At 34.2% G+C, this 24,185-nt stretch carries 24 protein-coding genes; 14 read left to right on the plus strand and 10 right to left on the minus strand.

Annotation, left to right across the window (positions count from 1 at the left end):
• Positions 1-3: 3 nt before the first annotated feature.
• Both AC3E9W_RS00430 and AC3E9W_RS00435 read right to left on the minus strand, forming a co-directional pair.
• Positions 4-1,344 carry a dihydroorotase gene (locus tag AC3E9W_RS00430; protein WP_488766209.1) on the minus strand — a complete coding sequence of 447 codons (1,341 nt, stop codon included), beginning with the start codon at positions 1,342-1,344 and terminating at the stop codon, positions 4-6.
• Between the two features lie 9 nt (positions 1,345-1,353).
• The gene (locus AC3E9W_RS00435) at positions 1,354-2,079 is read right to left on the minus strand and encodes a polyprenol monophosphomannose synthase (protein ID WP_144217259.1); all 726 of its coding nucleotides are present in this window, start codon (positions 2,077-2,079) and stop codon (positions 1,354-1,356) included.
• 106 nt (positions 2,080-2,185) lie between these two features.
• Between AC3E9W_RS00435 and AC3E9W_RS00440 the strand changes: the two genes are divergently transcribed.
• The 3 genes from AC3E9W_RS00440 (at position 2,186) to AC3E9W_RS00450 (ending at position 4,559) form a co-directional block, all read left to right on the plus strand.
• Positions 2,186-2,857 carry a DUF4271 domain-containing protein gene (locus tag AC3E9W_RS00440; RefSeq protein WP_306153284.1) on the plus strand — a complete coding sequence of 224 codons (672 nt, stop codon included), beginning with the start codon at positions 2,186-2,188 and terminating at the stop codon, positions 2,855-2,857.
• Between the two features lie 14 nt (positions 2,858-2,871).
• A complete protein-coding gene (locus AC3E9W_RS00445; protein ID WP_111365823.1) occupies positions 2,872-3,621 on the plus strand; it encodes a uroporphyrinogen-III synthase in 750 nt (249 codons plus the stop codon).
• 467 nt (positions 3,622-4,088) lie between these two features.
• A complete protein-coding gene (locus AC3E9W_RS00450) occupies positions 4,089-4,559 on the plus strand; it encodes an Lrp/AsnC family transcriptional regulator (protein ID WP_008465121.1) in 471 nt (156 codons plus the stop codon).
• A 214-nt stretch (positions 4,560-4,773) separates the two neighbouring features.
• Here the strand turns inward: AC3E9W_RS00450 and AC3E9W_RS00455 are convergent, their stop codons facing one another.
• From AC3E9W_RS00455 to AC3E9W_RS00465, 3 genes are all read right to left on the minus strand, one after another.
• Complete coding sequence (locus tag AC3E9W_RS00455) at positions 4,774-5,460, minus strand: zinc metallopeptidase (protein ID WP_095928287.1); 687 nt, start codon at positions 5,458-5,460, stop codon at positions 4,774-4,776.
• Positions 5,461-5,562: 102 nt separating this feature from the next.
• Positions 5,563-6,192, minus strand: a complete 630-nt coding sequence (locus tag AC3E9W_RS00460) for a response regulator (RefSeq protein ID WP_306153287.1) — start codon at positions 6,190-6,192, stop codon at positions 5,563-5,565.
• Positions 6,182-8,194: an ATP-binding protein gene (locus AC3E9W_RS00465; RefSeq protein ID WP_488766212.1), complete on the minus strand. Its 2,013-nt coding sequence runs from the start codon at positions 8,192-8,194 to the stop codon at positions 6,182-6,184. Before AC3E9W_RS00465 ends, AC3E9W_RS00460 begins: the two co-directional genes overlap by 11 nt.
• Positions 8,195-8,361: 167 nt before the next feature.
• Here AC3E9W_RS00465 and AC3E9W_RS00470 point away from each other — a divergent pair, with 167 nt between their 5' ends.
• On the plus strand, positions 8,362-8,763 hold the full coding sequence (locus AC3E9W_RS00470) for an MmpS family transport accessory protein (RefSeq protein ID WP_306153291.1): 402 nt from the start codon (positions 8,362-8,364) through the stop codon (positions 8,761-8,763).
• Between the two features lie 67 nt (positions 8,764-8,830).
• Here AC3E9W_RS00470 and AC3E9W_RS00475 read toward each other — a convergent pair whose 3' ends face one another.
• The 4 genes from AC3E9W_RS00475 to leuS all read right to left on the minus strand — a co-directional run bounded on the left by AC3E9W_RS00475 (position 8,831) and on the right by leuS (position 14,314).
• On the minus strand, positions 8,831-9,424 hold the full coding sequence (locus tag AC3E9W_RS00475) for a hypothetical protein (RefSeq protein ID WP_488766213.1): 594 nt from the start codon (positions 9,422-9,424) through the stop codon (positions 8,831-8,833).
• Entirely contained in the window at positions 9,411-9,884 is a 474-nt protein-coding gene (locus tag AC3E9W_RS00480; RefSeq protein WP_488766215.1) for an RNA polymerase sigma factor, read from the minus strand. Before AC3E9W_RS00480 ends, AC3E9W_RS00475 begins: the two co-directional genes overlap by 14 nt.
• Position 9,885: 1 nt before the next feature.
• Complete coding sequence (locus AC3E9W_RS00485) at positions 9,886-10,734, minus strand: alpha/beta fold hydrolase (RefSeq protein ID WP_488766216.1); 849 nt, start codon at positions 10,732-10,734, stop codon at positions 9,886-9,888.
• Positions 10,735-11,449: 715 nt separating this feature from the next.
• On the minus strand, positions 11,450-14,314 hold the full coding sequence (gene leuS, locus AC3E9W_RS00490; protein ID WP_488766218.1) for a leucine--tRNA ligase: 2,865 nt from the start codon (positions 14,312-14,314) through the stop codon (positions 11,450-11,452).
• A gap of 205 nt (positions 14,315-14,519) precedes the next feature.
• Here leuS and AC3E9W_RS00495 point away from each other — a divergent pair, with 205 nt between their 5' ends.
• The 8 genes from AC3E9W_RS00495 (at position 14,520) to truB (ending at position 21,589) form a co-directional block, all read left to right on the plus strand.
• Positions 14,520-14,867, plus strand: a complete 348-nt coding sequence (locus AC3E9W_RS00495) for a winged helix-turn-helix domain-containing protein (RefSeq protein ID WP_306153302.1) — start codon at positions 14,520-14,522, stop codon at positions 14,865-14,867.
• Between the two features lie 303 nt (positions 14,868-15,170).
• Complete coding sequence (locus tag AC3E9W_RS00500) at positions 15,171-15,527, plus strand: hypothetical protein (RefSeq protein ID WP_488766221.1); 357 nt, start codon at positions 15,171-15,173, stop codon at positions 15,525-15,527.
• Positions 15,528-15,547: 20 nt separating this feature from the next.
• Complete coding sequence (locus tag AC3E9W_RS00505) at positions 15,548-17,722, plus strand: TonB-dependent receptor domain-containing protein (RefSeq protein WP_488766223.1); 2,175 nt, start codon at positions 15,548-15,550, stop codon at positions 17,720-17,722.
• 11 nt (positions 17,723-17,733) lie between these two features.
• Positions 17,734-18,321, plus strand: coding sequence for a molybdopterin-dependent oxidoreductase (locus AC3E9W_RS00510; RefSeq protein ID WP_488766225.1), 588 nt, complete (start codon positions 17,734-17,736; stop codon positions 18,319-18,321).
• A gap of 457 nt (positions 18,322-18,778) precedes the next feature.
• On the plus strand, positions 18,779-19,654 hold the full coding sequence (locus tag AC3E9W_RS00515) for a cell division protein FtsX (RefSeq protein ID WP_306153307.1): 876 nt from the start codon (positions 18,779-18,781) through the stop codon (positions 19,652-19,654).
• 106 nt (positions 19,655-19,760) lie between these two features.
• Complete coding sequence (locus AC3E9W_RS00520; RefSeq protein ID WP_306153309.1) at positions 19,761-20,012, plus strand: DUF3098 domain-containing protein; 252 nt, start codon at positions 19,761-19,763, stop codon at positions 20,010-20,012.
• Between the two features lie 90 nt (positions 20,013-20,102).
• Positions 20,103-20,900, plus strand: a complete 798-nt coding sequence (locus AC3E9W_RS00525) for an undecaprenyl-diphosphate phosphatase (protein ID WP_306153311.1) — start codon at positions 20,103-20,105, stop codon at positions 20,898-20,900.
• A complete protein-coding gene (gene truB / locus AC3E9W_RS00530) occupies positions 20,900-21,589 on the plus strand; it encodes a tRNA pseudouridine(55) synthase TruB (protein ID WP_488766228.1) in 690 nt (229 codons plus the stop codon). The genes AC3E9W_RS00525 and truB overlap by 1 nt, the downstream gene beginning before the upstream one ends.
• A gap of 343 nt (positions 21,590-21,932) precedes the next feature.
• On the opposite strand, the gene AC3E9W_RS00535 is transcribed toward truB, so the two are convergent.
• Positions 21,933-22,550, minus strand: a complete 618-nt coding sequence (locus AC3E9W_RS00535) for a thioredoxin family protein (RefSeq protein ID WP_306153315.1) — start codon at positions 22,548-22,550, stop codon at positions 21,933-21,935.
• Positions 22,551-22,743: 193 nt separating this feature from the next.
• Between AC3E9W_RS00535 and pyrH the strand changes: the two genes are divergently transcribed.
• The gene (gene pyrH / locus AC3E9W_RS00540; protein ID WP_306153317.1) at positions 22,744-23,451 is read left to right on the plus strand and encodes a UMP kinase; all 708 of its coding nucleotides are present in this window, start codon (positions 22,744-22,746) and stop codon (positions 23,449-23,451) included.
• Positions 23,452-23,609: 158 nt separating this feature from the next.
• Positions 23,610-24,173, plus strand: a complete 564-nt coding sequence (gene frr / locus AC3E9W_RS00545; protein WP_125717836.1) for a ribosome recycling factor — start codon at positions 23,610-23,612, stop codon at positions 24,171-24,173.
• Positions 24,174-24,185 lie beyond the last annotated feature (12 nt).

Here is a 24,185-nt window from a genome sequence, read left to right on the forward strand (position 1 = left end):
TTTTTATCTGTCAAACAATAATCTTTTTCCAGCTCTAGAATCTTTTACTTTGAAGTTATTATAAAGCAATTCTCCATTTACGAAAGTATGCGTAATTCTCGACCTAAATGTATAACCTTCAAAAGGAGACCAACCGCATTTTGCTAAAATATTGTCTTGATTTACACTCCAAGGCAAACTTGGATTTACAATAACTAAATCGGCATAATAACCTTCTTTAATAAAACCTCTTTTTTCGATCTTGAAAAGTTTAGCCGGATTATGGCACATTTTCTCTACAATTTTCTCCACGCTGATTTTTCCTTGGTGATATGCTTCAAACATTGCCACAACGGCATGCTGCACTAGCGGACCGCCAGAAGGTGCGTTTAAGTAAGACTGCTGTTTTTCTTCTTTGGTATGAGGAGCGTGATCAGTCGCAATTACGTCGATTCTTCCATCATTTAATGCTTTCCAAAGTTCTGCACGATCTTCTGCTGTTTTTACAGCTGGATTCCATTTAATGAAATTTCCTTTTGTTTTATAATCTTCATCAGTAAACCAAAGGTGGTGCACACAAACCTCAGCAGTGATTTTCTTTTCTTCTAACGGAATTTTATTCGTAAACAATTCCATTTCTTTCGCAGTTGAAAGATGGAAAATATGCAATCTAGCTCCAGTTCGTTTTGCCAGCGCCACAGCTTTTGAAGACGAAATATAGCAAGCTTCTTCACTTCTTATTAAGTTGTGCGCCGTAACTGGAACATCGTCTCCGTATTGCTCTTTAAAAGCGGCAAGATTATTTTTAATTGTAGTTTCGTCTTCGCAGTGAACCGCAATTAACATTGGCGTGCTAGAAAAAATCTTCTCCAAAACTGCTTCATTATCAACCAGCATATTTCCTGTTGATGAACCTAAGAAAATTTTAATTCCGGCAACATTTTTTGGATTCGTTTTTAAAACTTCTTCCAAATTATCATTGGTTGCTCCCATCATAAACGAATAATTCGCAAATGATTTTTCTGAAGCAATTACATATTTATCTTCTAAGATTTCCTGCGTAACCGCATTAGGAACTGTATTCGGTTGTTCGATAAAAGAAGTGATTCCCCCCGCAACCGCCGCGCGAGATTCTGATTCAATATCTCCTTTATGAGTCAATCCTGGCTCCCTAAAATGCACTTGGTCGTCTATGGCGCCCGGCATTAGATAATTCCTTTCAGCATCGATTACGATACAATCTGAAGTTTTTAATGAAATGCTGTCTGCAATTTCAACAATCAAATCGTTTTCAATTAAAACATCACCTTCAAAAATTGTCCCTTCGTTTACAATTTTGGCATTTTTTATTAAAATCCTGTTCATCTTAGTGGTTTATAATGAATTGACTAATTTTCTTAATCGAAGTGAAATCACTCCAAGTATAGCTTCTTTAATAATAGCATTGCTCATTTTAGAAACTCCTTTTGTTCTATCTGTAAAAATAATTGGGACTTCGGTAATTTGAAATTTAGCACAATAAGTTCTGTACTTCATCTCAATTTGAAACGCATACCCGACAAATTTTATTTTGTTCAGATTGATTTTTTCTAAAACCTCTCTTTTATAGCAAACAAAACCCGCAGTAGCGTCGTGAATTTTCATTCCGGTGATAAACTTCACGTAAACAGATGCAAAGTAAGACATCAAAACTCGGCTTAAAGGCCAGTTTACCACATTTACTCCAGTTACATAACGAGATCCAATAGCAAGATCTGCTCCACCAAAATGGCAAGCATCATACAATTTCTCTAAATCATTTGGATTATGCGAAAAATCGGCATCCATCTCAAAAATAAATTGATAATCGCGTTCCAAAGCCCATTTAAAGCCGTGAACATACGCGGTTCCTAATCCTGATTTTTTGGTTCTTTGTTCTAAAAAAAGTTTCCCTGGAAATTCTTCCTGTAAAGCGATCACTTTTTTAGCAGTATGATCAGGAGAATTATCATCAATAATCAGCAGATGAAAAGATTTATGCTGCGAAAGTACAGCTCTTACTATACTTTCTATATTTTCAATTTCGTTATATGTGGGAATTATGACAATACTATCATTCATTTTTTCTCGGTAATTTCACCGCAAAAGTAAACTTTTTATAGCATTTGATTCATAATAAATATATAATAAAAGTATTGCATCAAAAAATTACTAATTTTGTAACGCTATGATTGAACAACTTCACCCTCGAATTATTGAAAACAAAGACTGGGCAACACTTTTATTTGTGGTGACCTTTGCCGTTGTTGCCATGACAAAATCTGCTTACGAAACAAGATTTAGTGAATTTAGTAAACTTATTTTTTCTGACAAATACGCTAAAATTTACCGAGACAACAGCCACATGAAAAATAGCTTTACTGTGGGGTTATTTTTTGTGCAGATCATATCGTTTGCTTTTTTTATTCTTCTTGCAATGAATATTTTTGACAGCAGCATTAAAAAGACCGATTGGATTCTATTTATACAGATTGCTACTTTTCTGCTTTATTTCATTTTAGGAAAATATTTGATCGAAAAAATTGTAGCAACTTCATTCAACATTGACGAATTTGTAGAACTATTTAACCTACAAAAAGTAACTTACAGGACGTATATTGGCGTTTTAATCCTTCCAATCAATGCTGTTTTGTTTTATTACAACAATATTCCGCAAATAATTCCGCTAGCAATCATAGGTATTTCGCTGTGTATTAGCGTATACTCTTACTTTATTTCGATCAAAACGTATCAAAACGTAATAATCGGCAAATTATTTTATTTTATTTTATATCTTTGCGCTCTTGAAATAGCCCCTTATTATTTTCTTTATTATTGGATAACAAAAGGGAGTGCTTAGAAAATATTTATAATATGAAAGTGAAAACAATTTTGGTGTCACAGCCTGAACCTAAAGTGGAGAATTCTCCTTACTTTGAGCTCCAACAAAAACACAAAATAAAAATTGATTTCAGACCATTTATTCATGTAGAAGGGGTTAGCGCAAAAGAGATTCGATTACAAAAAATCGATCTTAATCATTACACTGCGATCATTTTAACAAGTCGAAATGCTGTAGATCATTTTTTTAGAGTGGCTGATGAAATGCGTTACAAAGTTCCTGAAGGATTGAAGTATTTTTGTCAATCTGAGGCTGTTGCGTTTTACCTTCAAAAGTATGTTGTATACAGAAAACGTAAAATTTACGTTGGAGCAAAAGATTTTGCAGATTTATCTCCGTTAATCAAAAAGTACAAAGACGAAAAGTTTTTGCTTCCTGCATCTGACCAATTAAATGCAGATGCTCCTGTTACCCTAAACGGTTTAAAAGTAGATTGGGCACAAGCTATTTTTTACAGAACTGTAATGAGTGATTTATCTGATTTAGCTGATGTTTATTACGACGTTTTAGCTTTTTTCAGTCCAACAGGAATTAAATCATTGTTTAAAAATTTCCCAGATTTTAAACAAAACGATACCAGAATTGCCGTATTCGGAAGCACAACGCAGAAAGAGGCTTTAGATCATGGTTTAAGAATTGATATTCTTGCTCCAACTCCTGAAACTCCATCTATGACAATGGCTTTAGAAAAATACGTTGCAGAAGCCAACAAAGGAAAATAAACCGTAGAAATTACAATATTTAAAATTCCAAATTCCAAACTAATCACTTGGAATTTGGAATTTTTGTTTTAAAGCAGTTTTTTTAACCGCAAAGTGCGCAAGGTTTTTTTCTCATTTTTTGTCAGTCTGAGCGGAGTCGAAGACCACGTAAGGAGCTCCGCAATCTAAATAGCCAATCTTTGTAGAGTTACTAGCGTGGTCTTCGACTCCGCTCAGACTGACAAACTAGAATTAATCACAACTAATTCGGGTAATTTTCCGCCACGACTCGAGCGATAGCGAACAGGCGAAGCAATTCACGAATTAATTGCAAAAAAATTCGAGAATTCTTTGCGGTTAAATTCACACCATCCATAAAATTGGAATTTGGATTTTTTTATATTGGAATTTTATTTCCAACGTCTTTTAATTACATTTGATTGCTATTCAAAACCCAAATCTCAAAAAATAGTTTCAAATTATAAGTTATGAAAATCAACTCCCTTTTAATTGAAATTGACGGAATCGACAAAGAAATCCTTCGATATCTAATGGACGATGCCCGAAAACCAATCTTGCAAATCGCTAATAAAATCGGAATTTCTGGCGCTGCAATTCACCAGCGATTAAAAAAACTGGAACAATCTGGAGTTATCTCTGGGTCTAAGTTTACAGTAAATCCGAAAGTTTTGGGTTACAACACCATGGCTTTTGTTGGTGTTTATTTGGATAAAGCTTCCAGAAACTCTGAAGCGGTAAAAGAACTTAGAAAAATACCCGAAGTTTTAGAATGCCATTATACCACAGGAAACTGGTCTGTTTTAATTAAAATCATTTGTCGCGATAACGAACATTTAATGCAACTTTTGAATACAAAAATCCAAGCAATTGAAGGGGTTTCGAGAACTGAAACTTTTATTTCGCTGGATCAGCAGATTGATAGGCAGATTCAGCTTTAGAATTAGATAATGAGTCAATTTGAGAATTAGATAATTGAGGAATTTGATAATGCGCCAATTTGGAAATTAGATAATTAGATAATTTTAAAAATCCGCTAAAAAGGTTTCGACTTCGCTCAGCTTGAAATACTATTTAAAAACAAAACCCTACAGCTTTCAAAAAACTGTAGGGTTACTATAAATTATCTAATTGACTAATTATCTAATTACCAAATTAATTTCTCCTACTTCCAGAATAAATCGAGATATAGTACAATAACGTTGCGATCGAACCAATTGCAGCTACTACATACGTTCTTGCAGCCCATTTTAAAGCATCTTTTGCTCCTGCTTGCTCTTCTTGCGTCAGCATGTGTTTGTTTTCTAACCAAGCCAACGCTCTGTTGCTCGCATCGTACTCAACTGGAAGCGTAATAACCGAAAACAAAGTCGTTGCTGCAAAAATGATAATTCCGATTAATAATAATCCAGGAAAAACTTTAATCATTAAGATTCCTGCAATTAAAATCCATTGTACATAATTGGACGCAACGCTTACAATTGGCACCAATTTAGAACGCATGGTAAGCCATTCGTAACCAATTGCGTGCTGTACGGCGTGACCGCATTCGTGTGCTGCAACTGCTGCCGCGGCGGCATTTCTATGATTGTAAACTGCTTCGCTTAAGTTTACTGTTTTATCTGATGGATTATAATGATCTGTTAACTGACCCGGTGTTGATATAACACGAACATCTGTAATTCCGTTATCAGCCAGCATTTTCTCTGCAATTTCACGTCCGCTCATTCCGTTTCTTAGCTGTAATTTCGAATACAATTCAAATTTACTCTTCAGCTGTGAGCTTACCAGCCAGCTGAACAACATGATAGCTCCAGCAATAATTAAATATCCTGATCCCATTTTTTTGTGTTTTTAGATTGATTTTTAAATTTACAAAACAAACTGCAAATTGCGAACCATTTTAACAAAATGTCATTTTGACATTTTTCTACCACTTTTGACTTAATTCAGCATGTTGTTTTTGATTAAAAAAGCAATTAATTCTGCCACATTTTTCATTTTATACTTTTGAAGAATATTACGACGATGCGTTTGGACGGTTAAGAAACTTAAAAACAAATCATCTGCAATTTCCTGAGTCGATTTTCCTTGCGAAAGCAATAAAGCAATATCACGCTCTCTCCTACTTAAACCCGGAATTCGCTCTAAATCTTCAGACAAGGGCTGACTGATTATGGTTTTTACTTCTTCGCTAAAAACAATTTCGCCATCAATTGCTTTATAAATGCATTCTTTAAACTCATCAAAAGAAGCATTTTTAAGAATATATCCGTTTCCACCATTTTGAATAAACTGCATTACCAAACTTCTTTCAGACTGGCTGCTCATACCGAGAATTACGATTTTAGGATGTTTTTGCTTGATTGTTTTACACAAATCAACCCCATTTATAACGGGCAGAAAAATATCCATTAAAATCAAATCTACTTTATTGTCTTCTATATAATTTAAAAGTGCAATTCCCGATTCGAATTTTTCTACTATTTCTATATCATTTAAATCCGACAATAGGCCCGCTATTCCAGAAATTACAATCGGATGATCGTCTACTATTACCGTTTTATATTTCATACTCATGATTTGGATTATATTTTAATTCTATGTAAGTCGAAGTTCCTTTGTCAATAACAGAATCTATTTCTAATTTTCCGTTTAAAAAAGCCACACGGTTTTTGATATTCCGCAAGCCCATTCCGTCTCTTTTTTCTGCATATTCAACATTAAATCCGATTCCGTTATCTTCAACCGTTATAAAAAAAACATCTTTATTCTGCGAACACGAAACTAGAATCTGAGAAGCTTTGGCATATTTTAAAGCATTATTTAAAAGTTCCTGAATAATTCTGAAAATCATAATTTTAAAATGCTGCGGCAAAGTCGTTTTTTTAATCAGATACTGAAATTCAATTGTAGTTTCGGCTGTTGAATGCGAAGCGCATAAATCTCTCAGCGCATGTTCAAGCCCGAGTTTCATCAGACTTTCAGGCATTAAATTCTGAGAAATATTACGAAGCTCTTTTATAGAATCGTTCAGCATTGCGTTTATATTCGGAGCATTTTCATTGTTTTCGCGCTCAGCCAAATTCAAATGAATTTTCAAGCCAGAAAGCATACTTCCAAGTCCGTCGTGTAGATCTCTAGCAATTCTTTTTCGTTCGATTTCTTCTCCTTCGATCAAAGCATTTGAAACAGATAATTTCTGCTGATTTTCTAATGCCTCGAGTTCTTGTTTATGATTGACTTCTTTTTGAAAACTGATCTTTTTCTGATAGTTATTCCAGCTCCACAAAAACAAAACAATCAAAAACAAAACAAATGAAAGAACCGCAAAAAGCATCATATTCAAACGATTGTTGTTTACCTGCAACACGGCTTTTTCATTTTCAGACTGAAGCAATCCGATTTTCTTTTCGCTTTCTGCTTTTTTATATTTGGCCTCAAGCTCAACAATTTCGTTCTTTAATTTCGCATCATTTAGACTATCATTAATAACATTGTATTTATTTGAATAATAATACGCTTTCGGATATTCTTTAGTAGCATTATAAACCTTCGACAATTCTTTATAATAGTTTTTCTTGTCTACAATAAAAGGCGTGTTTTCTACTAAATATTCTAAATTGCTTTTGGCTTTATCGTAATTCTTAAGCTTAAAAAGCACTTCATATTCTGCAAATTTCAATCGGTTTACGGCAATTGCATTATGATGGCTTTGAGCCGATTTAATTCCTTTATCAAAACTGGCTAAGGCTTCGGCATGTTTGTTTTGTTTTGCATAATAAATTCCTTCCGAATAAAAATACGAATCATTTAAGTTGGATTCTGGATATTTTTCTAAGGTCGAATACGCTTTATCCAGAATTTCTTTAGCGTCATAAAAATGTTTGAGTTCTACTAAATTTTCTGCATTTATAATATAGGTTTCCATTTTAGACTCAGCTAAAGTGGCCGATTTTTTAGTGGTACTTTCAATATATTTCTGTGCCTGATCGAGATATTCGGCAGCTTTTTCGCGCTCGTCATTGTTCATGAAAATAATTGCAACAGCTTTATTAAGCGCACTAATCAATTCGTAATCGCCACTTCTTTTAGCTATCGGAATAGCTTCATTTACCAATAGTTTCATATAAGCATTTTCGTTATTCTTACGCTGCTGCATAATACCGTAATTCTGAAGTATTGTGGCACGTAGTTTATACGCTTCTTTATTACGATATTTTTTGAGTTTAGTATTGGCTTCTACCAGCGTTTTTTCAAAACCTTCCAAATCGCCTTTTTCTATAAAACTATACGCATTATAAAAAACAGCAGCATCTCTTAAAAACGGAAACTTAGTTTTTAACCGATTTGCCTGCTCGAGATATTCTTTTGATTTTTTCGCATCCTGCGTCATTAAAAAAAGTTTCGACAATTTGAAACTATTCAAACTTTTGACGCTGTCGGATTTGGTGTTTTTTGTGATTTTAACAATACTGTCAATATAAACAGTATCATCATCTAAGGAAAGAATTACTTGTGAATGAGAAATTGCAGTGAAAAACAAGAAAAATAAAAAGGCGTAGATTTTCTTCATAAATATGGCATTTACTCAAAGTTATTAAAGCTTAACGACTTTCAAAAAGAAAACAGCAGCTTTTACCTGATATCAGGTAAAAAAAAATACATTTTATCAGGTATTGATAACTCTTTTATAAGGGGCTAATTTTGTTTGACTATGAATTTTAATTAAAGAATTTTATTATGAAATCAATTTTGAAAACTTTAGCAATTGTATTGACCCTTGCTTTTACAGCAGTTTCTTGCAGCAGCGATAACGACGATAATGGAGGTTCAAACAACTCAAGAGATGTTAGATACGAAATCACTGGAAACTACACAGGAACTCTTTCTACAACTTATTTTGAAAAAGGAGGAAATGCATTAAATGAAGATATTACAAAACTTCCGTGGACGAAAGAGTTCACTGCTGAAGCAAAATCTATGGGAGCAACATTGAGTGCGAGCGGATACGGAGGTGTAGCTGGACAGACATTGACTGGAAAAATTTATATTGGAGGAAAATTAGAAAACGAACTAACTGCTACAGCAAATAGTGACGGAATAATTGTTCTATCTCTTACTCCATACGTTTTTCCACTATAAAATTTAGAATTTAGATTTTTTGTTTTTGGTAAAGAAAAAGCTTCGCAAATTGCGAAGCTTTACTTTTTTATAATTCTAATTGACGATTAACCTCTTCAAATTTCCCAATCAAACCATTTATTTTATCCTGCTGTTTTTTAATTTGTTTCGGACGAAGGTAAAACCAATTGAAGAGCATCCAAAACAAAGTGATTCCGTAAGTTAAACTCGCAGCTAAAGCGCTCATTCTGCTGGCGTATTCATACATATACAAACAAATTCCGATTGTGAGAAACAGAAAGTAAAAAGTCATCATTTTGGTTTGCAGAAACTGCTGTTTCTTTTTTATCAAAATCAATTTCTGCAAATATTCCTGATTGGTTTGTGTAGAATCAATGTTTCTGTAATCGTTTAATAATTTATTATAAACAAACACATAAACTACCATAGCCAGAATGGTAAGCACAATTCCTATTTTGGTCGAAATAAATTGTGGCTGATAATATATCCAGATAAAAGCAATAAAAGCACTTGTTGCAAAGAGCGTAATATTAGTCAACCATAAACAGCGTAGAGCCGTTTTTTTAAACTTACTTAATCGTGCCAACAAGTCTTTCATATCGGGCTGACTTAAGGTTTGTTTTTTCCATAAATTTTTGAAATCTATATTATCGTTGTCCATTTTCTTTAAATTTTTGAGTCAGTTTTTCTTTTATTCTGTGAATTTTCACTCTAACATTGGCTTCTGAAAGTCCGACGATTTTAGCAATTTCCGTTTGCTTGATATCTTCTAATTCTAACGAAATAATGATACGGTCGGTTTCTGGAAGCTCAGCAATACATTTATACAAAAATTGAATCTGAGGTTCTATTGAATTATTTCTTTCTTCTGTGAGATGAACAGGAAGTTCTGATTTTGGAAAACGCTTTTGCTTTTCGATCTGCCTTAAACAATTATTAGAAGCAATTCTAAAAATCCAAGTCCCAATAGCCGATTCGTTTCTAAACGTTTCCAGTTTCTGCCAGACAATGATAAAAGTTTCCTGAGTTAGATCCTGCGCGGCATCGTGATCGTTGACAAAACCCATGCAAAGCCTGAAAATTCGATCCCAATAGGTTTTATATATTTCTTCGAATTCCATTTTAAGCTTTTATAAAATTATTTAACTGCTCCAAATACCAAGCTGTATCGTCATACATAATAAAATGCAGGCCTTTATTAGCGTATTTAAAATCGGCTGTTTTTAAATTTTTATATTGTTCGTCGATTGCAGGTTTTAAATTTATAAAATAAGACTCTAATAAAATTAGCGAAGGGCATTTTATCTGTGCAATCTTAGCTCTCAAATCGGTATTATAAAAATCACAGTACATTTGTCCAAAAGTAGTTCTATCTGATTTTACACTCCAATCTACAACCATTTCCAATTTTGATTGATCTGCCAAAAGTCTCGGCATTGTTTGTTTCTGCATATCGTAAAACTGCTTTTCATTCAGCGCCGTCATTTGATTGACAGTTGCCGAACAGTCATTCTTTTCTTTTGATTGAAACGAAGGATCGGTCAACGCTGCCAGACACGGAAGCGCATCAACGACAACAATTTTCCCAACCAATTCTGGATAATCTGCCGCAATTGCCAGTGCCAGTCCGCCGCCCATACTGTGACCGATTACAATTGGTTTTTCAATTTTATTGTCTTTGATATAATTAGCAATTCCGTTTTTCCAATTTTCAAAAGAAGGATTCGGTTGCGGTTTTACTCCTGCGAAACCTGCCATTGTAAGTGTGTAACAAGTAAAATTTTTCTCAAATGCGGTTTTGGTTTCGTTCCAAACTTCTCCAGAAGAAGCAAATCCAGGAATGAAGATTATTGATTTTTGTCCGTTTCCCGTTTTAACCACTTCAAACGGATATGATTTTGTCTGTCCAAAAACATTTAAACATAATGCTGAAAATAAGAATGCGATAACTAATATGATATACTTTTTCATTTTAATAGTTTTTAAGTTTATAATTAATCGGATCCATGCTTTGGATACGAGAACTATTAAAATGTTACAAAACTTTTTAAAATTCCAATTATTAAATTCCAAATTCCAATGTTGGTGCGGGTTTTAACCGCAAGGTGCGCAAAAGTTTTTCGCAAAGTACGCTAGTTCTTTTTGCCACGAAGGCGCTAAGTCGCAAAGTTTTTTCTCAGCTTTTATGTCAGTCTGAGCGGAGTCGAAGACCACGCTAGTAGCTCCACAAAGGAAAGTCGAAACGATTTTTTTTCACGCAGATTCTACAGATTAGAGCAGATTTAATGTGATTTTTTATTTAAAACCTAATCTGCAAAATCTGCTTCAATCTTTTTAATCCCAATAGCTATCGAGAGCGTGAAACATAAAAAATCTGTGAAAATCATTTTAATCTGTGGCAAAAAAAGTTGCTCATTTTTGCAAGTCTGAGCGGAGTCGAAGACCACGTAAGAAGCTCGACAATCTAAATCGACAATCTTTGTAGAGTTACTAGCGTGGTCTTCGACTCCGCTCAGACTGACAAACTAGACTTAATTCCAAACTGATTCGGGTAATTTTCCGCCACGAATTCACGAATTAATTGCAAAAAAATTCGTGAATTCGTGGCGAAAAAAAAACACAAAAAAAATCCCAAACCCCAACAAAATTGGAATTTGGAATTTTTTATATTGGAATTTAAAAATAATTATCCCACAAGGTTAATTATCTTTCCAGGAACGATAATCACTTTATTTGGAGTTCTACCGTCTAATTGTTTTTGAGTTCTTTCGTCTTTCATTACGATTTCTTCGATTTGTTCTTTGGTTAAATCCAAAGGCAATTCGATTGTGAAACGCATTTTTCCGTTGAAAGAAACTGGGTATTCTTTATTGGTTTCAACCAAATGTTTCTCTTCAAAAATTGGGAAAGCAACTTCAGAAATAGAAGTTGTGTTTCCTAATTGTGCCCATAATTCTTCAGCGATATGCGGCGCGTAAGGCGAAACCAAAATTGCTAATGGCTCTAAAATTGCTCTCGAATGACAATTTTGAGAAGACAATTCATTCACACAAATCATAAACTGAGAAACTGAAGTGTTGAAAGAGAAATTCTCAATATCTTCAGCTACTTTTTTAATCGTTTTATGCAACGATTTTAAGTTGTCTTTTGTTGGTTCGTCGTTGTTTACAATTAAACCATTCTCATCAAAATACAATCTCCATATTTTTTTAAGGAAACCAAAAACTCCCGAAATACCAGCCGTATTCCAAGGTTTTGCCTGTTCCAACGGACCTAAAAACATTTCGTATAAACGTAATGTATCAGCTCCATATTCTGCGCAAATATCGTCTGGAGTTACAACATTATAATATGATTTCGACATTTTTTCAACTTCACGGCCAACGATGTATTTTCCGTTTTCGTCAAAAATAAATTCAGCTGAATTGAAATCTTCTCTCCATTTTTTGAATTTTTCAATATCCAATTCATCTGAAGAATTCACAAACTTAACATCCACACGAATTGGCTGTACATTTTGATCTCCGATTTTATTTTTAGAGACAAAAGTATTTGTTCCTTCCAATCTGTAAACATAAGCTGTCGTTCCCAAAATCATTCCCTGATTAATCAGTTTTTTGAATGGTTCTTCTGTTGGAGCATAACCTCTGTCTTTTAAGAATTTGTTCCAGAAACGAGAATACAATAAGTGGCCTGTTGCGTGCTCGCTTCCACCAATGTATAAATCTACATTTTCCCAGTATTTCAAAGCTTGTTTAGACGCAAATTCATTTCCATTGTGTGCATCCATATAACGCATCCAATACCATGAACTTCCCGCCCAGCCCGGCATCGTATTTAATTCAAGAGGAAAAATCGAAACGTTGTCAACCAAATTGGTATCAACAACTTTATTTTGTTTTGTATCCCAAGCCCAAACAGCTGCATTTCCTAAAGGCGGTAAACCGTCTTCAGTTGGCAAGTATTTCTCTACTTCTGGCAAAATAATTGGCAAATGCTGTGCGTCAATCATTTTTGGCAATCCATTTACATAATAAACTGGAAAGGGCTCACCCCAATAACGCTGACGAGAGAAAACCGCATCACGCAAACGGTAATTAGTTTTACCAGTTCCCTGACCAATTTCTTCTAATTTTTCGATGGCTTTTTTAGTTCCTTCTTTATAATTTAATCCGTTTAAGAAATCAGAATTAGCGATTTCAACGTTGTCTTTAGATCCGTAAGCTGCTTCAGAAATATCAACATTTGCGAAGATATTTTTAATTTCCTGCATTCCGTTTTGGCCTTTAAAGAAATTAGCAAAAGCGTAATCTCTTTCGTCTCCGCAAGGAACCGCCATAACTGCTCCAGTTCCGTAACCAGCTAAAACGTAATCTCCAATCCAAACCGGAATTGGTTCTTTTGTAAAAGGATGTTCAGCATAAGCTCCAGTGAAAACTCCAGAAATGGTTTTTACATCGGCCATACGCTCACGCTCAGAACGTTTAGAGGTTTTTTCGATATACGCCTCAACTTCTGCTTTTTGTTCTGGAGTTGTAATTTTAGCAACCAAATCATGTTCTGGTGCCAAAGTCATAAAAGTAACTCCAAAAATAGTATCAGGACGAGTGGTAAAAACGTCAATTACTTCATCGTAATTTTTCACTTTAAAAGTAACCATTGCCCCAACCGATTTCCCGATCCAGTTTCTTTGAGATTCTTTAATTGACTCACTCCAATCAATATCATTTAAACCTTCAAGTAAGCGCTCGGCATAAGCAGAAATTCGCATACTCCATTGTGTCATTTTTTTTCTTATAACAGGAAACCCGCCACGCTCCGAAACTCCGTTTACAATTTCGTCATTTGCCAAAACAGTTCCTAAGCCTGGACACCAGTTTACCTCAGTTTCTGCCAAGTAAGTTAATCTGTATTGCAACAAGATTTTCTCTTTTTGGTCTTCTGAATACGAGTTCCATTCGTCAGCAGTAAAAATCTGTACATTATCATCGCAAACGGCTTCAACCAAAGCATTTCCTGATTCTTCAAAAACAGTAACCAACTCTGAAATATCAAAAGCCTGTCCTTGTTTTCTGCAATACCAAGAATTGAATAATTGAATAAAAATCCACTGCGTATGTTTGTAATAATCAGGATTTGACGTACGCACTTCACGCGCCCAATCAAATGAGAATCCGATTTTATCTAATTGCTTTCTGTAACCCGCAATTTGTTTTCCTTCTTTGTCAACTCCACCGTCAATATTTACACGAGTTGTATCTTCTGGACGCTGTCCTGTCTGAATCGCATATTGCTCAGCTGGCAATCCGAAACTATCGTAACCCATTGGGTGCAAAACATTGAAACCTTGATGTCTTTTGAAACGCGAATACACATCTGATGCAATATACCCCAGCGGGTGCCCAACGTGTAATCCTGCTCCTGACGGATAAGGAAACATATCGAGAACATAATGCTTCGGTTTTTCAGAGTTGTTTTTTGCTGCAAAAGTTTGATTTTCTGCCCAATATTTCTGCCATTTGGCTTCTATTTCGTTTGGATTGTATTTCATTTTTTTAAGATACTAAGGTTCTAAGGGACAAAGATTCTGAGGTTTCTCTGCTTTGTCTCTTAATTTAATCAGCAAATTTACATTTATTGTTGTTTGTTCCAAAGCTATTTCATTGACAAACAAATAAAATAACAAATTACGTATTCATAATTAAGTAAAAATACGTATTATTGCAAGACTCTAGTACTTATTTATTCGGAAATAAATGTCAGAAAATAAGAAATATAATGTTGAAGTCCGTGTTTGGATTGAAGAAGCTGAAGGTGCGTTTCTTGGAATTGGAAAAATCTGGCTTTTGGAAAATATCCGAAAAACGGGATCGATTACCAATGCCGCAAAAGAAATGAAAATGGCGTATCGTCAGGCTTGGCAATTGGTTGAAGAAATGAATCAGCGTGCAGAATCTCCTTTGGTTGAAAAACTTTTGGGCGGAAAAGGCGGTGGTGGCGCAAAGTTGACCGAAGCAGGCGAACGTGCGATTGAAGTATTTTATGAAGTCGAAAAACGTATTAAAGATTTTGCGTTGAAAGAAACACAGAGTTTAAAGTTTTAAAAAATATATTCAGCTTTTAGAAAAATAAATCAGCTTAATCTGTAAAATCTGCGGGAGAAATTTAAACACATAGAAACATAGATTTTTTCTTTCACTGAGATTATAAAAAAATGACTCGTCATTTCACACATAGCTATGTGTTAGAAACTAGTTTCTTTTAATTGCCTTTTCGAATAAAAAAATCTATGTTTCTATGTGTTAAAAAAATCAATCAAATTCAATTTTAAAAAAAACAACCAACCAAAAACCATTTTTCAAATCCATCAGTATTCATTTTAAAACATACTGAAACAAAACAAGATTATGAACCAAAAACTATATCTATTATTTCTTTTTATAAGCCTAAAAAGCTTTTCTCAAACGGAAAACAAAAAAACGCAAGACACTATTAAGGAAGAACTGAATGAAATTGTAATTACAGCGTCGCGACGTTCAGAAAAATTGATGCATTCGCCAACCACCATTGAACAGTTAAAATCGGCGGAAGCCAAAAAAATGGGATCGCCAAGTATTTATGAAGCTTTAGAAAATGTAAAAGGCGTGCAAATTATTACGCCGAGTTTAGGTTTTAAAGTGATCAATACAAGAGGTTTTGCAAATTCAACTAATGTTCGTTTTGCACAATTGTTGACGGAATCGACAATCAGGCACCGCATTTAGGCGCGCCAATTGCCAACGCTTTGGGTGCAAATGATTTAGATATTGATAAAATAGAAATTATCCCGGGAACGGCCGCCGCTTTGTACGGAATGAACGCTATCAATGGTTTGGCCAATATTCAAACCAAAAACCCTTTTGAATATCAGGGAATCAGCATTCAGCAATTAACAGGCGTGAATCATGTTGGAAATGTGGATCGGTTTTCACCGAAAGTATATTCACAGTTTAATTTGAGATTGGCAAAAGCTTTCAACGAAAAATGGGCTTTCAAAATAAATGCTTCCACAACCGGAGGAACAGATTGGGTTGCTGATGATAGAACTGATTTGGCTCCAAACGCCAATGCTTCAACCAATTTATTTGGAGCTGATAATCCCGCTTATGACGAAGTCAACGGTTACGGAAATGAATCGGCAAACCGAAAAACCTTAAATCTGAACGGGAAAAATTATGTCGTTGCCAGAACGGGATATCGCGAAACGGATATTTCAGATTACAATATCAACAATTACAAGGCTGATTTCGGATTATTTTTTCGTCCAAAAAAAGATAACGAACTCGCTTTAACCTATAAAACCGCTTTAATTAATACTATTTATCAGCGTTCGAACCGATTTACATTAGACAATTATACTTTAAATCAATTTGCGGCTGATTATCATACTCCAGTTTTTCAGGTAAAAGCCTATGCTACAACTGAAAATACGGGAAAATCATTCAATTTACGTTCGCTTGCAGAAAACATGGATCGCGCTTTTAAGTCAGACGATCAATGGTTTAAGGATTACACAACGGCTTACAACAATGCTATCAATAATGGTTCGGCTGTTGCCGATGCACATCATATTGCCAGAACAGCTTCTGATCAAGGCCGTTTTGAACCTGGAACGGAAGCTTATGAAGCGAAGAAAAACGAATTAATCAACATCAATAATTGGGATATTGGTGCCGCTTTACGCGTGAAATCGATTTTGGTTCATGGCGAAGGTTTGTTTAATTGGGACAAAGCTTTTTCTAATTTCTTCGAAAAAATCGATGCTAAATTGCTGAGTGGTTTAGATTATAGAAATTACATTATTGTTCCCGACGGGAATTATTTCATCAACCCGAAAAATGATGGTGGAAATTTAACGTATCAGAAATTCGGAGGTTTTACGCAGTTAACTAAAGATTTATTCGAAAGTAAACTACGTTTGGGAGTCACTTTAAGAATGGACAAAGCCGATTATTTTGATGCGAAATTTACGCCGCAGTTTACAGTCGTTTATTCGCCAAAGCAAAGCCTAAGTTTTAGAGCATCTTATCAAAATGGCTATCGTTTTCCGAGTATTTTTGAAGGATTTTCTAATGTAAATTCGGGCGGTGTAAAACGTGTTGGAGGTTTGAGAATTATGTCTGATGGTATTTTTGAAAATTCCTATACTAAAGCTTCTATTGATAAATTTCAAGCACAAGTAAACAGCGACGTTAATACGCTTGGTTTGACTCAGGCGCAGGCCATCGAAAAAAACAAAAATACGATTCAAAAAAATCCGTACACTTATCTGCAACCTGAATTTGTCAAATCTTTTGAAATTGGTTTTAGAGGAATTGCTTTAAACCAAAGTCTTTTTATTGATGCCGATTTTTATTATAATTCGTATAAAAATTTCATAGCACAAGTCGAAGCGAGTATTCCAAACACGAGCGATCCAAACTTGATTCCGACTGCTTTATATTCTAAAAACACTCAAAACCGCTATCGTTTATGGACCAATTCTAAAAGTAAAATTTACAATTACGGTGGCAGTTTGGGTTTGAAATATCGTATTGATGAAACTTTTACTGCTTTAACCAATTTGACATATACAAAATTGGACAGAACCGATGACAAAGATGGACTGGAAGACGGTTTCAATACGCCTGAATTTAATGCAAACGGAACGCTGATCGCTCAAAATATCTGGAAAAATCTGGGCGCAAGTGTTACGGCGCGTTATCAGAACAACTTTGATTATGTTTCTTTTTTAGTCAGCGGAACGGTTCCTGCCTATTGGTCAATGGACGCTCAGCTAAATTACAGTTTCAAAAAAGGCATTTCAGCAAAATTAGGCGGAACCAATATCCTTAACAAGCCTTATACTTCAATTCTCGGCGGGCCATCAATTGGCGGATTATATTATTTATCATTGGTTTGGGAGACCAAAAAACTTTAAAAATCATATTTATGAAAACAAAAATCTTCGTTTTAATTCCGTTTATCATTCTAACTTTCACGATGTGCAATTCTTCTAAAAAAGAAGAAAAAGCTGTTGTAGAAAAAGTTGTTCCAAAAGAAGAACATCATCACGCACTTTCGGCAGAGGACAGTTTGAAATTGGTCAATCATCAAATTGAAGTAAAAGGCGAAGTTGAATTTCCGCTGCAATTAAGTGTCGATTCTCTTCAGAAAATGAAAGTCGTGACGATTGATAACCTTAAGATAACTGGAAAAAATGGTGTTCTTAAAAGGGAAGTCAAAGTTTGTAAAGGTGTTCTCTTAAAAGATATTTTAGAAAAAGCCAAAATAAAACAAACCGATCACAAAGACCGAAACTTTTATATCGTAGCAAGAGCTTCAGACGATTATAAGGCAACATTTTCATGGGCAGAACTTTTTAATAATCCGACCGGAGAAAATGTTTTTGTTCTTTTTGAAGAAAATGGCAAACCGGTTAAAAATGGAGACATGATTTTGATTTCTAAAAATGATATCAGCACCGGACCAAGGCATGTTTATTGGCTAAAAAGTATTGAGGTTTTTAAAGTTCGATAAAGACGAAAAGTGACAAAGAAACAAAGAGACAGAGAGACAAAGGTTTTTTACTTGTTGCTTTTTTGATTCTGAATGCTAAACATAGCCCACGGTTTCAACCGTGGGAACCGTATTGTGAATTCGTTGCGTACCCACGGTTGAAACCGTGGGCTATGTTTTGAAAAGAATATAAAATTTGCTCGCAAAGTCACAAAGACGCAAAGTTTGATTTAATCTTTGCGACTTTGCGTCTTTGCGAGATTTTTTTTTTAAGATTTACCACAAAGCTTTGCGAACTTTGCGTTTATTTATAAACTAATATCAAAAATCTTTGCGCACTTTGCGGTTAAAAAAAACTTAAGCAGAAAAAATCTCAATCTGTTATTGTATATTTATGCTAATAAAGTCAAAACTTTGAACGTTATTAACCTAAATAAAAAAATTGTTTACTATTTTTACCACATAATTTAAGCAGACTATGAGTTCTAACTTTGATAAATTTCAAAAGCGCAGGTTAATTTCCTCTTATTTTTCGGTAGTATTAAGTGTATTCTTGGTTTTATTTCTTTTGGGAGTACTGGGATTATTCATTATTAATTCTAAACAGCTAGCTGACGATTTTAAAGAAAAAATCGCCATGACAGTTTTCTTCAAAAATGAAGCAAACGATAGTATAATCAAAGCTTTTAATACCGAATTGAAAAGAGCTCCTTTTGCCAAATCTTTTGTTTATGTAACCAAAGAAAAAGCCGCAAAAGAACATACCGACATAATCGGAGAAGATTTCTTAACCTTTTTGGGAGAAAACCCATTATTGAATTCATACGACATTCACTTAAAAGCAGATTATGTAGAGAGAGACAGCATCGCCAAAATCGAAAGCCGTCTTCGTCAAAATACTATGATTTCTGATATTGTTTACGACAAACAATTGGTCAATCTTGTCAATGACAACATCAGAAAAGTAAGTATGTGGATTTTGATTATCAGCGGTTTCTTGACTGTAATCGCCGTTTTATTAATCAACAGTTCGCTTCGTTTATCTATACATTCTAACCGTTTTATTATTAAAACCATGCAGATGGTTGGAGCTACAAAAGCTTTTATCCGTAAACCGTTTGTAATGCGAAGTGTAAAACTTGGAATGCTGGGCGCAGGTCTTGCTATTATTGCTTTAATCGCACTTTTAATTTATGTAGACACTAATTTCCCAGGTTTAGGAATTCTAGAAGACAAAGCTTTAACTGGTTTGGTTCTAGTTGCGGTTTTCGGATTAGGAGTTTTAATTACTTGGGTAAGCACGCATTTTGCAACACAGCGTTTCTTGAATTTAAGAACTGACGATCTATATTAATTTTAGATTTCTGATTTTAGATTTTAGATTGCCCTTGGACTCCGCTCAGGGTTACAATTAAAAAATGCCCTTCGGCTACGCTTCAGGGTTTACAAAATATATAAAAATGAAAAACAACAATAACGCAGAACAGCAGCCAAAACAAGAATTTCTTTTTGACAGCATTAATTATAAAATCTTATTAATCGGAATTGCGGTTATAGCACTTGGATTTATTTTAATGTCTGGTGGAGGAAGTACAGATCCAAATGTTTTTAATGAGGATATTTTCAGCTTTAGACGTATTCGTTTAGCGCCAACAACTGTTTTAATCGGTTTCGGAATCACGATTTATTCTATATTCAAAAAATCAAAATAAATCAGTTTTAAGATTTTAATTGAAAACTTGAGCGTAGCGAAAGGGCAATCTAAAATCTAAAAATCCAAAATCTAAAATCTAAAATTTTAAATGAACACATTACAAGCTATTGTTCTTGCCATTATTGAAGGAATTACAGAGTTTTTGCCTGTTTCTTCAACAGGTCACATGATTATTGCGTCTTCTTTTTTCGGAATTGCGCATGACGATTTTACTAAACTTTTTACCATTGTAATTCAGCTTGGCGCGATACTTTCGGTTGTAATTTTATACTTCAAACGTTTCTTTCAAACTTTTGATTTCTATTTTAAACTTTTAGTTGCTTTTATACCAGCCGTTGTTTTAGGATTATTATTAAGCGATTTTATTGATGGCTTATTAGAAAACCCAGTAACCGTGGCAATTTCACTTTTAATTGGAGGTGTAATTTTATTAAAAGTAGACGAATGGTTTAACAAACCAAACGATCCAGAAGTTTCTACCGAAATTACATATGCTAAAGCTTTTAAAATTGGATTATTTCAATGTCTTGCTATGATTCCTGGAGTTTCTCGAAGCGGTGCAAGTATTGTTGGAGGTATGGCACAAAAGCTAACCAGAACTTCTGCTGCAGAATTTTCATTTTTCTTAGCTGTTCCAACTATGTTGGGCGCAACTGCAAAAAAATGTTACGATTATTATAAAGCTGGATTTGAACTTTCGCACGATCAAGTAAACATGTTGGTTATCGGAAATATTGTTGCTTTTGCTGTAGCGCTTTTAGCAATCAAAACTTTTATTGGCTTTTTGACTAAAAACGGATTTAAAGTTTTTGGTTATTACCGAATTATCGCTGGAATCATTTTATTATTGATTCACTTTTTCATTCATCCGCTTACCATCATATAATGACACCCGAAGAATATTTAGAAGGCCAGGTTTTATTGATTGACAAACCTTTAAAATGGAGTTCATTTCAGGCTGTCAACAAATTAAAATACCTTTTGATCAATAAAGTTGGGCTTCCAAAAAAATTCAAAATTGGCCACGCCGGAACTTTAGATCCTTTAGCTACAGGTTTATTATTAATCTGTACTGGAAAATTTACTAAAAGAATTTCTGAACTTCAAGGTCAGGCAAAAGAATATACGGGTACTTTTTACATTGGAGCCACTACTCCATCATACGATTTAGAAACCGAAATCGATCAGACTTTCCCAACAGCGCATATTGACGAAACGCTGATTCATGAAACTGTAAAACAATTTTTAGGCGAAATCGACCAGAAACCGCCTATTTTTTCGGCTATAAAAAAAGATGGCGTTCGTTTGTACGAGCATGCACGCGCAGGAGAATCCATCGAAATTGAAAGCAGAAAAACTACGATTCACGAATTTGAAATTACGAGAATCGCATTGCCAGAAGTAGATTTTAGAGTGGTTTGTTCTAAAGGAACTTACATTCGCTCTCTAGCTTACGATTTTGGAAAAGCAATGAATTCAGGTTCGCATTTGACCGTTTTGCGCCGAACAAAAATTGGCGATTACGATGTAAAAAATGCAATCGATATTACTTTATTTGAGGAAAGCTTTAAGTAATAAATAAAAAAGCACATTACATTTATTTGAAAAGTAATGTGCCAAGCTCCTAAAATAAGTATTATTACTTCATACTTATCTCATTTAATAGTGAGGCACATTCTTCCCTCCAAATAAAAATGTAGAAAAGAAATCATAAAATCTTTCGAATAACTTTTTCATAATAGTGTATTTTTTTAATAGTTAATAGATAAAAATTAAATAACACCAATAAAAAGAGTAAATCTGAAAGTTATAATAGATGTGGGATTAGTTTTACTAAGTTACAAAATTTCTTATAAATTAAAAATAGTTTAAGACAATTTTATTAACCAAATATTCTGCTTATCAACACATTAACCTCTTAAAGCCTATTATATTTGATATTCTCCATAATTTCGACCAATTCTTCTTGAACCGAAATTCCTTTATCTGCTAAGTACCATAATTGCAGATCTGTCTTTATTTTTTCGTCTATAGGGCCAACCTCTCTTTTGTGTTTTGCCATTAATTCGGCTGCACCTTTTGGTCTTGGTCCCCAATCAGCACGCACAATTCCCGCTTCTTTGCAAATAATAATTACTTTCGGAATTGCTCTTCCGCCATTCGTTAAATAATGGCTCATTAAATCCTCGTTTTCATCGCGCAAAGCAATTCTTAAATCGATTTTTTTATTAGAAGCCAAAGCCATTTTGTTTAAAATCGGAAGTATTTGCGCTGCATCTCCGCACCAGCCTTCTGAAAGTACCAGCCAGATATAATGATTATCTAAGTGTTGAAGTTTATCTGCTATAGCTTCTGAAATAGTAATTGTTTTCTCGAGCCTATTCATTCGGGCTTCATTCAATTTGGAATAATTGGTAAGACTTTCCGATTGCTCATTTCCAGTTGATTTTCCTTCAGTCAGCAAATCGGTTACTATTTTTCTGTATTCAGCATAAGAATGACTATTGAATAATGCTTTGGCTACGATGCTTTTCATATTATTTTATTTTTTAGGATACAATAAAAATACAAATTTTCGAAACACCGAGAAATGACATTTGTCACATTTAAAATGAAATGACTGCAAAGCCGTTTTAAATCTAAAATTGAGGTACTAATTAATTTTTTGCAAACATTATTTTTAAAAATCAGAATATGTCTATATTTGCACAAATTAACGCAACACACACATGAAATATAAAAGAATTCTTCTAAAACTTAGCGGCGAGGCCTTAATGGGTGATTTACAATACGGTATAGACCCAAAAAGATTAGGCGAATATGCAGATGAAATCAAGCAGATTCACGACAAAGGAGTAGAAATTGCTATTGTTATTGGAGGAGGAAATATTTTTAGAGGCGTTGCCGGAGCAAGCTCAGGAATGGACAGAGTGCAAGGAGATTACATGGGAATGCTTGCAACTGTTATTAACGGAATGGCTTTGCAAGGCGCTCTTGAAGATAAAGGAATGAAAACTCGTCTGCAAACAGCTTTGAAAATGGAATCTATTGCAGAACCATACATTAAAAGAAGAGCAGATCGCCACCTTGAAAAAGGCAGAATTGTAATTTTTGGTGCTGGAACTGGAAATCCATATTTTACAACTGATACTGCTGCTGTTTTAAGAGGTATCGAAATCAATGCTGATGTTATCCTAAAAGGAACTCGCGTTGATGGTGTGTACGATTCTGATCCAGAAAAAAATGCTTCTGCAGTGAAATTTGACTATATCACTTTTGATGATGTTCTTAAAAAAGGATTAAATGTGATGGACACTACTGCGTTTACATTAAGCCAGGAAAACAAATTGCCAATCGTTGTTTTTGATATGAATAAAATCGGAAACCTTTTGAAAATCTGCGAAGGTCAAAACATCGGAACTGTAGTAAATATCTAGGTTGCTTAGATTATTAGAATTTTAGACAAGTTAGAACTTTCTGATTTTCTATAATTATTAAAAAGCAATCTTAAAAATTAAATTATATTAGTTAGTAAATTTTAGATGCATTTATTTTAAATCTAAAATCATACATCTAAAATCTAAAATTTAAAAAAATGACTGAAGAAATAGACTTTATTTTAGAAAGTACTGAGGAATCTATGAACGGTACTATTGCACACTTAGAGAAAGAATTTCTTAATATTCGTGCAGGAAAAGCTTCTCCGGCTATGCTTGGAGGTGTTTTTGTTGATTATTACGGATCTGCAACACCGCTTTCTCAAGTATCTAAAATTAGCGTTCCAGATGCGAGAACAATTACATTACAGCCATTTGAAAAAAATATGCTGTCTGTTATTGAAAAAGCTATTTTGATTGCTAACATTGGTTTTAACCCAATGAATAACGGAGACGTTATCATCATCAGCGTACCGCCTTTGACAGAAGAGCGTCGTCGTGATTTAGCGAAACAAGCAAAATCTGAAGCTGAAGATGCTAAAATCGGTATTCGTAACTCTCGTAAAGATGCTAATACTGATATTAAAAAATTAGAAAAAGAAGGAACTTCAGAAGATATCTGCAAATCTGCAGAAGAAGAAGTTCAAAACTTGACAAACGCTTACATTAAAAAAATTGATGAATTATTGGCTTTAAAAGAAGCTGAAATCATGAAAGTGTAATTAGTTTTGCGA

It is taken from the genome of Flavobacterium sp. 38, from assembly GCF_057799715.1.

What these genes read in the sequence shown, in the direction of transcription:
- AC3E9W_RS00510 (WP_488766225.1), top strand. Translation starts at nt 17,734, where the DNA reads ATGAAAACAAAAATCTTCGTTTTAATTCCGTTTATCATTCTAACTTTC.
- AC3E9W_RS00465 (WP_488766212.1), bottom strand. Translation starts at nt 8,194, where the DNA reads ATGAAGAAAATCTACGCCTTTTTATTTTTCTTGTTTTTCACTGCAATT.
- AC3E9W_RS00450 (WP_008465121.1), top strand. Translation starts at nt 4,089, where the DNA reads ATGAAAATCAACTCCCTTTTAATTGAAATTGACGGAATCGACAAAGAA.
- AC3E9W_RS00495 (WP_306153302.1), top strand. Translation starts at nt 14,520, where the DNA reads ATGTCAGAAAATAAGAAATATAATGTTGAAGTCCGTGTTTGGATTGAA.
- AC3E9W_RS00455 (WP_095928287.1), bottom strand. Translation starts at nt 5,460, where the DNA reads ATGGGATCAGGATATTTAATTATTGCTGGAGCTATCATGTTGTTCAGC.
- pyrH (WP_306153317.1), top strand. Translation starts at nt 22,744, where the DNA reads ATGAAATATAAAAGAATTCTTCTAAAACTTAGCGGCGAGGCCTTAATG.
- AC3E9W_RS00445 (WP_111365823.1), top strand. Translation starts at nt 2,872, where the DNA reads ATGAAAGTGAAAACAATTTTGGTGTCACAGCCTGAACCTAAAGTGGAG.
- AC3E9W_RS00470 (WP_306153291.1), top strand. Translation starts at nt 8,362, where the DNA reads ATGAAATCAATTTTGAAAACTTTAGCAATTGTATTGACCCTTGCTTTT.
- leuS (WP_488766218.1), bottom strand. Translation starts at nt 14,314, where the DNA reads ATGAAATACAATCCAAACGAAATAGAAGCCAAATGGCAGAAATATTGG.
- AC3E9W_RS00435 (WP_144217259.1), bottom strand. Translation starts at nt 2,079, where the DNA reads ATGAATGATAGTATTGTCATAATTCCCACATATAACGAAATTGAAAAT.
- AC3E9W_RS00515 (WP_306153307.1), top strand. Translation starts at nt 18,779, where the DNA reads ATGAGTTCTAACTTTGATAAATTTCAAAAGCGCAGGTTAATTTCCTCT.
- frr (WP_125717836.1), top strand. Translation starts at nt 23,610, where the DNA reads ATGACTGAAGAAATAGACTTTATTTTAGAAAGTACTGAGGAATCTATG.
- AC3E9W_RS00485 (WP_488766216.1), bottom strand. Translation starts at nt 10,734, where the DNA reads ATGAAAAAGTATATCATATTAGTTATCGCATTCTTATTTTCAGCATTA.
- AC3E9W_RS00460 (WP_306153287.1), bottom strand. Translation starts at nt 6,192, where the DNA reads ATGAAATATAAAACGGTAATAGTAGACGATCATCCGATTGTAATTTCT.
- AC3E9W_RS00430 (WP_488766209.1), bottom strand. Translation starts at nt 1,344, where the DNA reads ATGAACAGGATTTTAATAAAAAATGCCAAAATTGTAAACGAAGGGACA.
- AC3E9W_RS00440 (WP_306153284.1), top strand. Translation starts at nt 2,186, where the DNA reads ATGATTGAACAACTTCACCCTCGAATTATTGAAAACAAAGACTGGGCA.
- AC3E9W_RS00475 (WP_488766213.1), bottom strand. Translation starts at nt 9,424, where the DNA reads ATGGACAACGATAATATAGATTTCAAAAATTTATGGAAAAAACAAACC.
- AC3E9W_RS00525 (WP_306153311.1), top strand. Translation starts at nt 20,103, where the DNA reads ATGAACACATTACAAGCTATTGTTCTTGCCATTATTGAAGGAATTACA.
- AC3E9W_RS00500 (WP_488766221.1), top strand. Translation starts at nt 15,171, where the DNA reads ATGAACCAAAAACTATATCTATTATTTCTTTTTATAAGCCTAAAAAGC.
- AC3E9W_RS00535 (WP_306153315.1), bottom strand. Translation starts at nt 22,550, where the DNA reads ATGAAAAGCATCGTAGCCAAAGCATTATTCAATAGTCATTCTTATGCT.
- AC3E9W_RS00520 (WP_306153309.1), top strand. Translation starts at nt 19,761, where the DNA reads ATGAAAAACAACAATAACGCAGAACAGCAGCCAAAACAAGAATTTCTT.
- truB (WP_488766228.1), top strand. Translation starts at nt 20,900, where the DNA reads ATGACACCCGAAGAATATTTAGAAGGCCAGGTTTTATTGATTGACAAA.
- AC3E9W_RS00480 (WP_488766215.1), bottom strand. Translation starts at nt 9,884, where the DNA reads ATGGAATTCGAAGAAATATATAAAACCTATTGGGATCGAATTTTCAGG.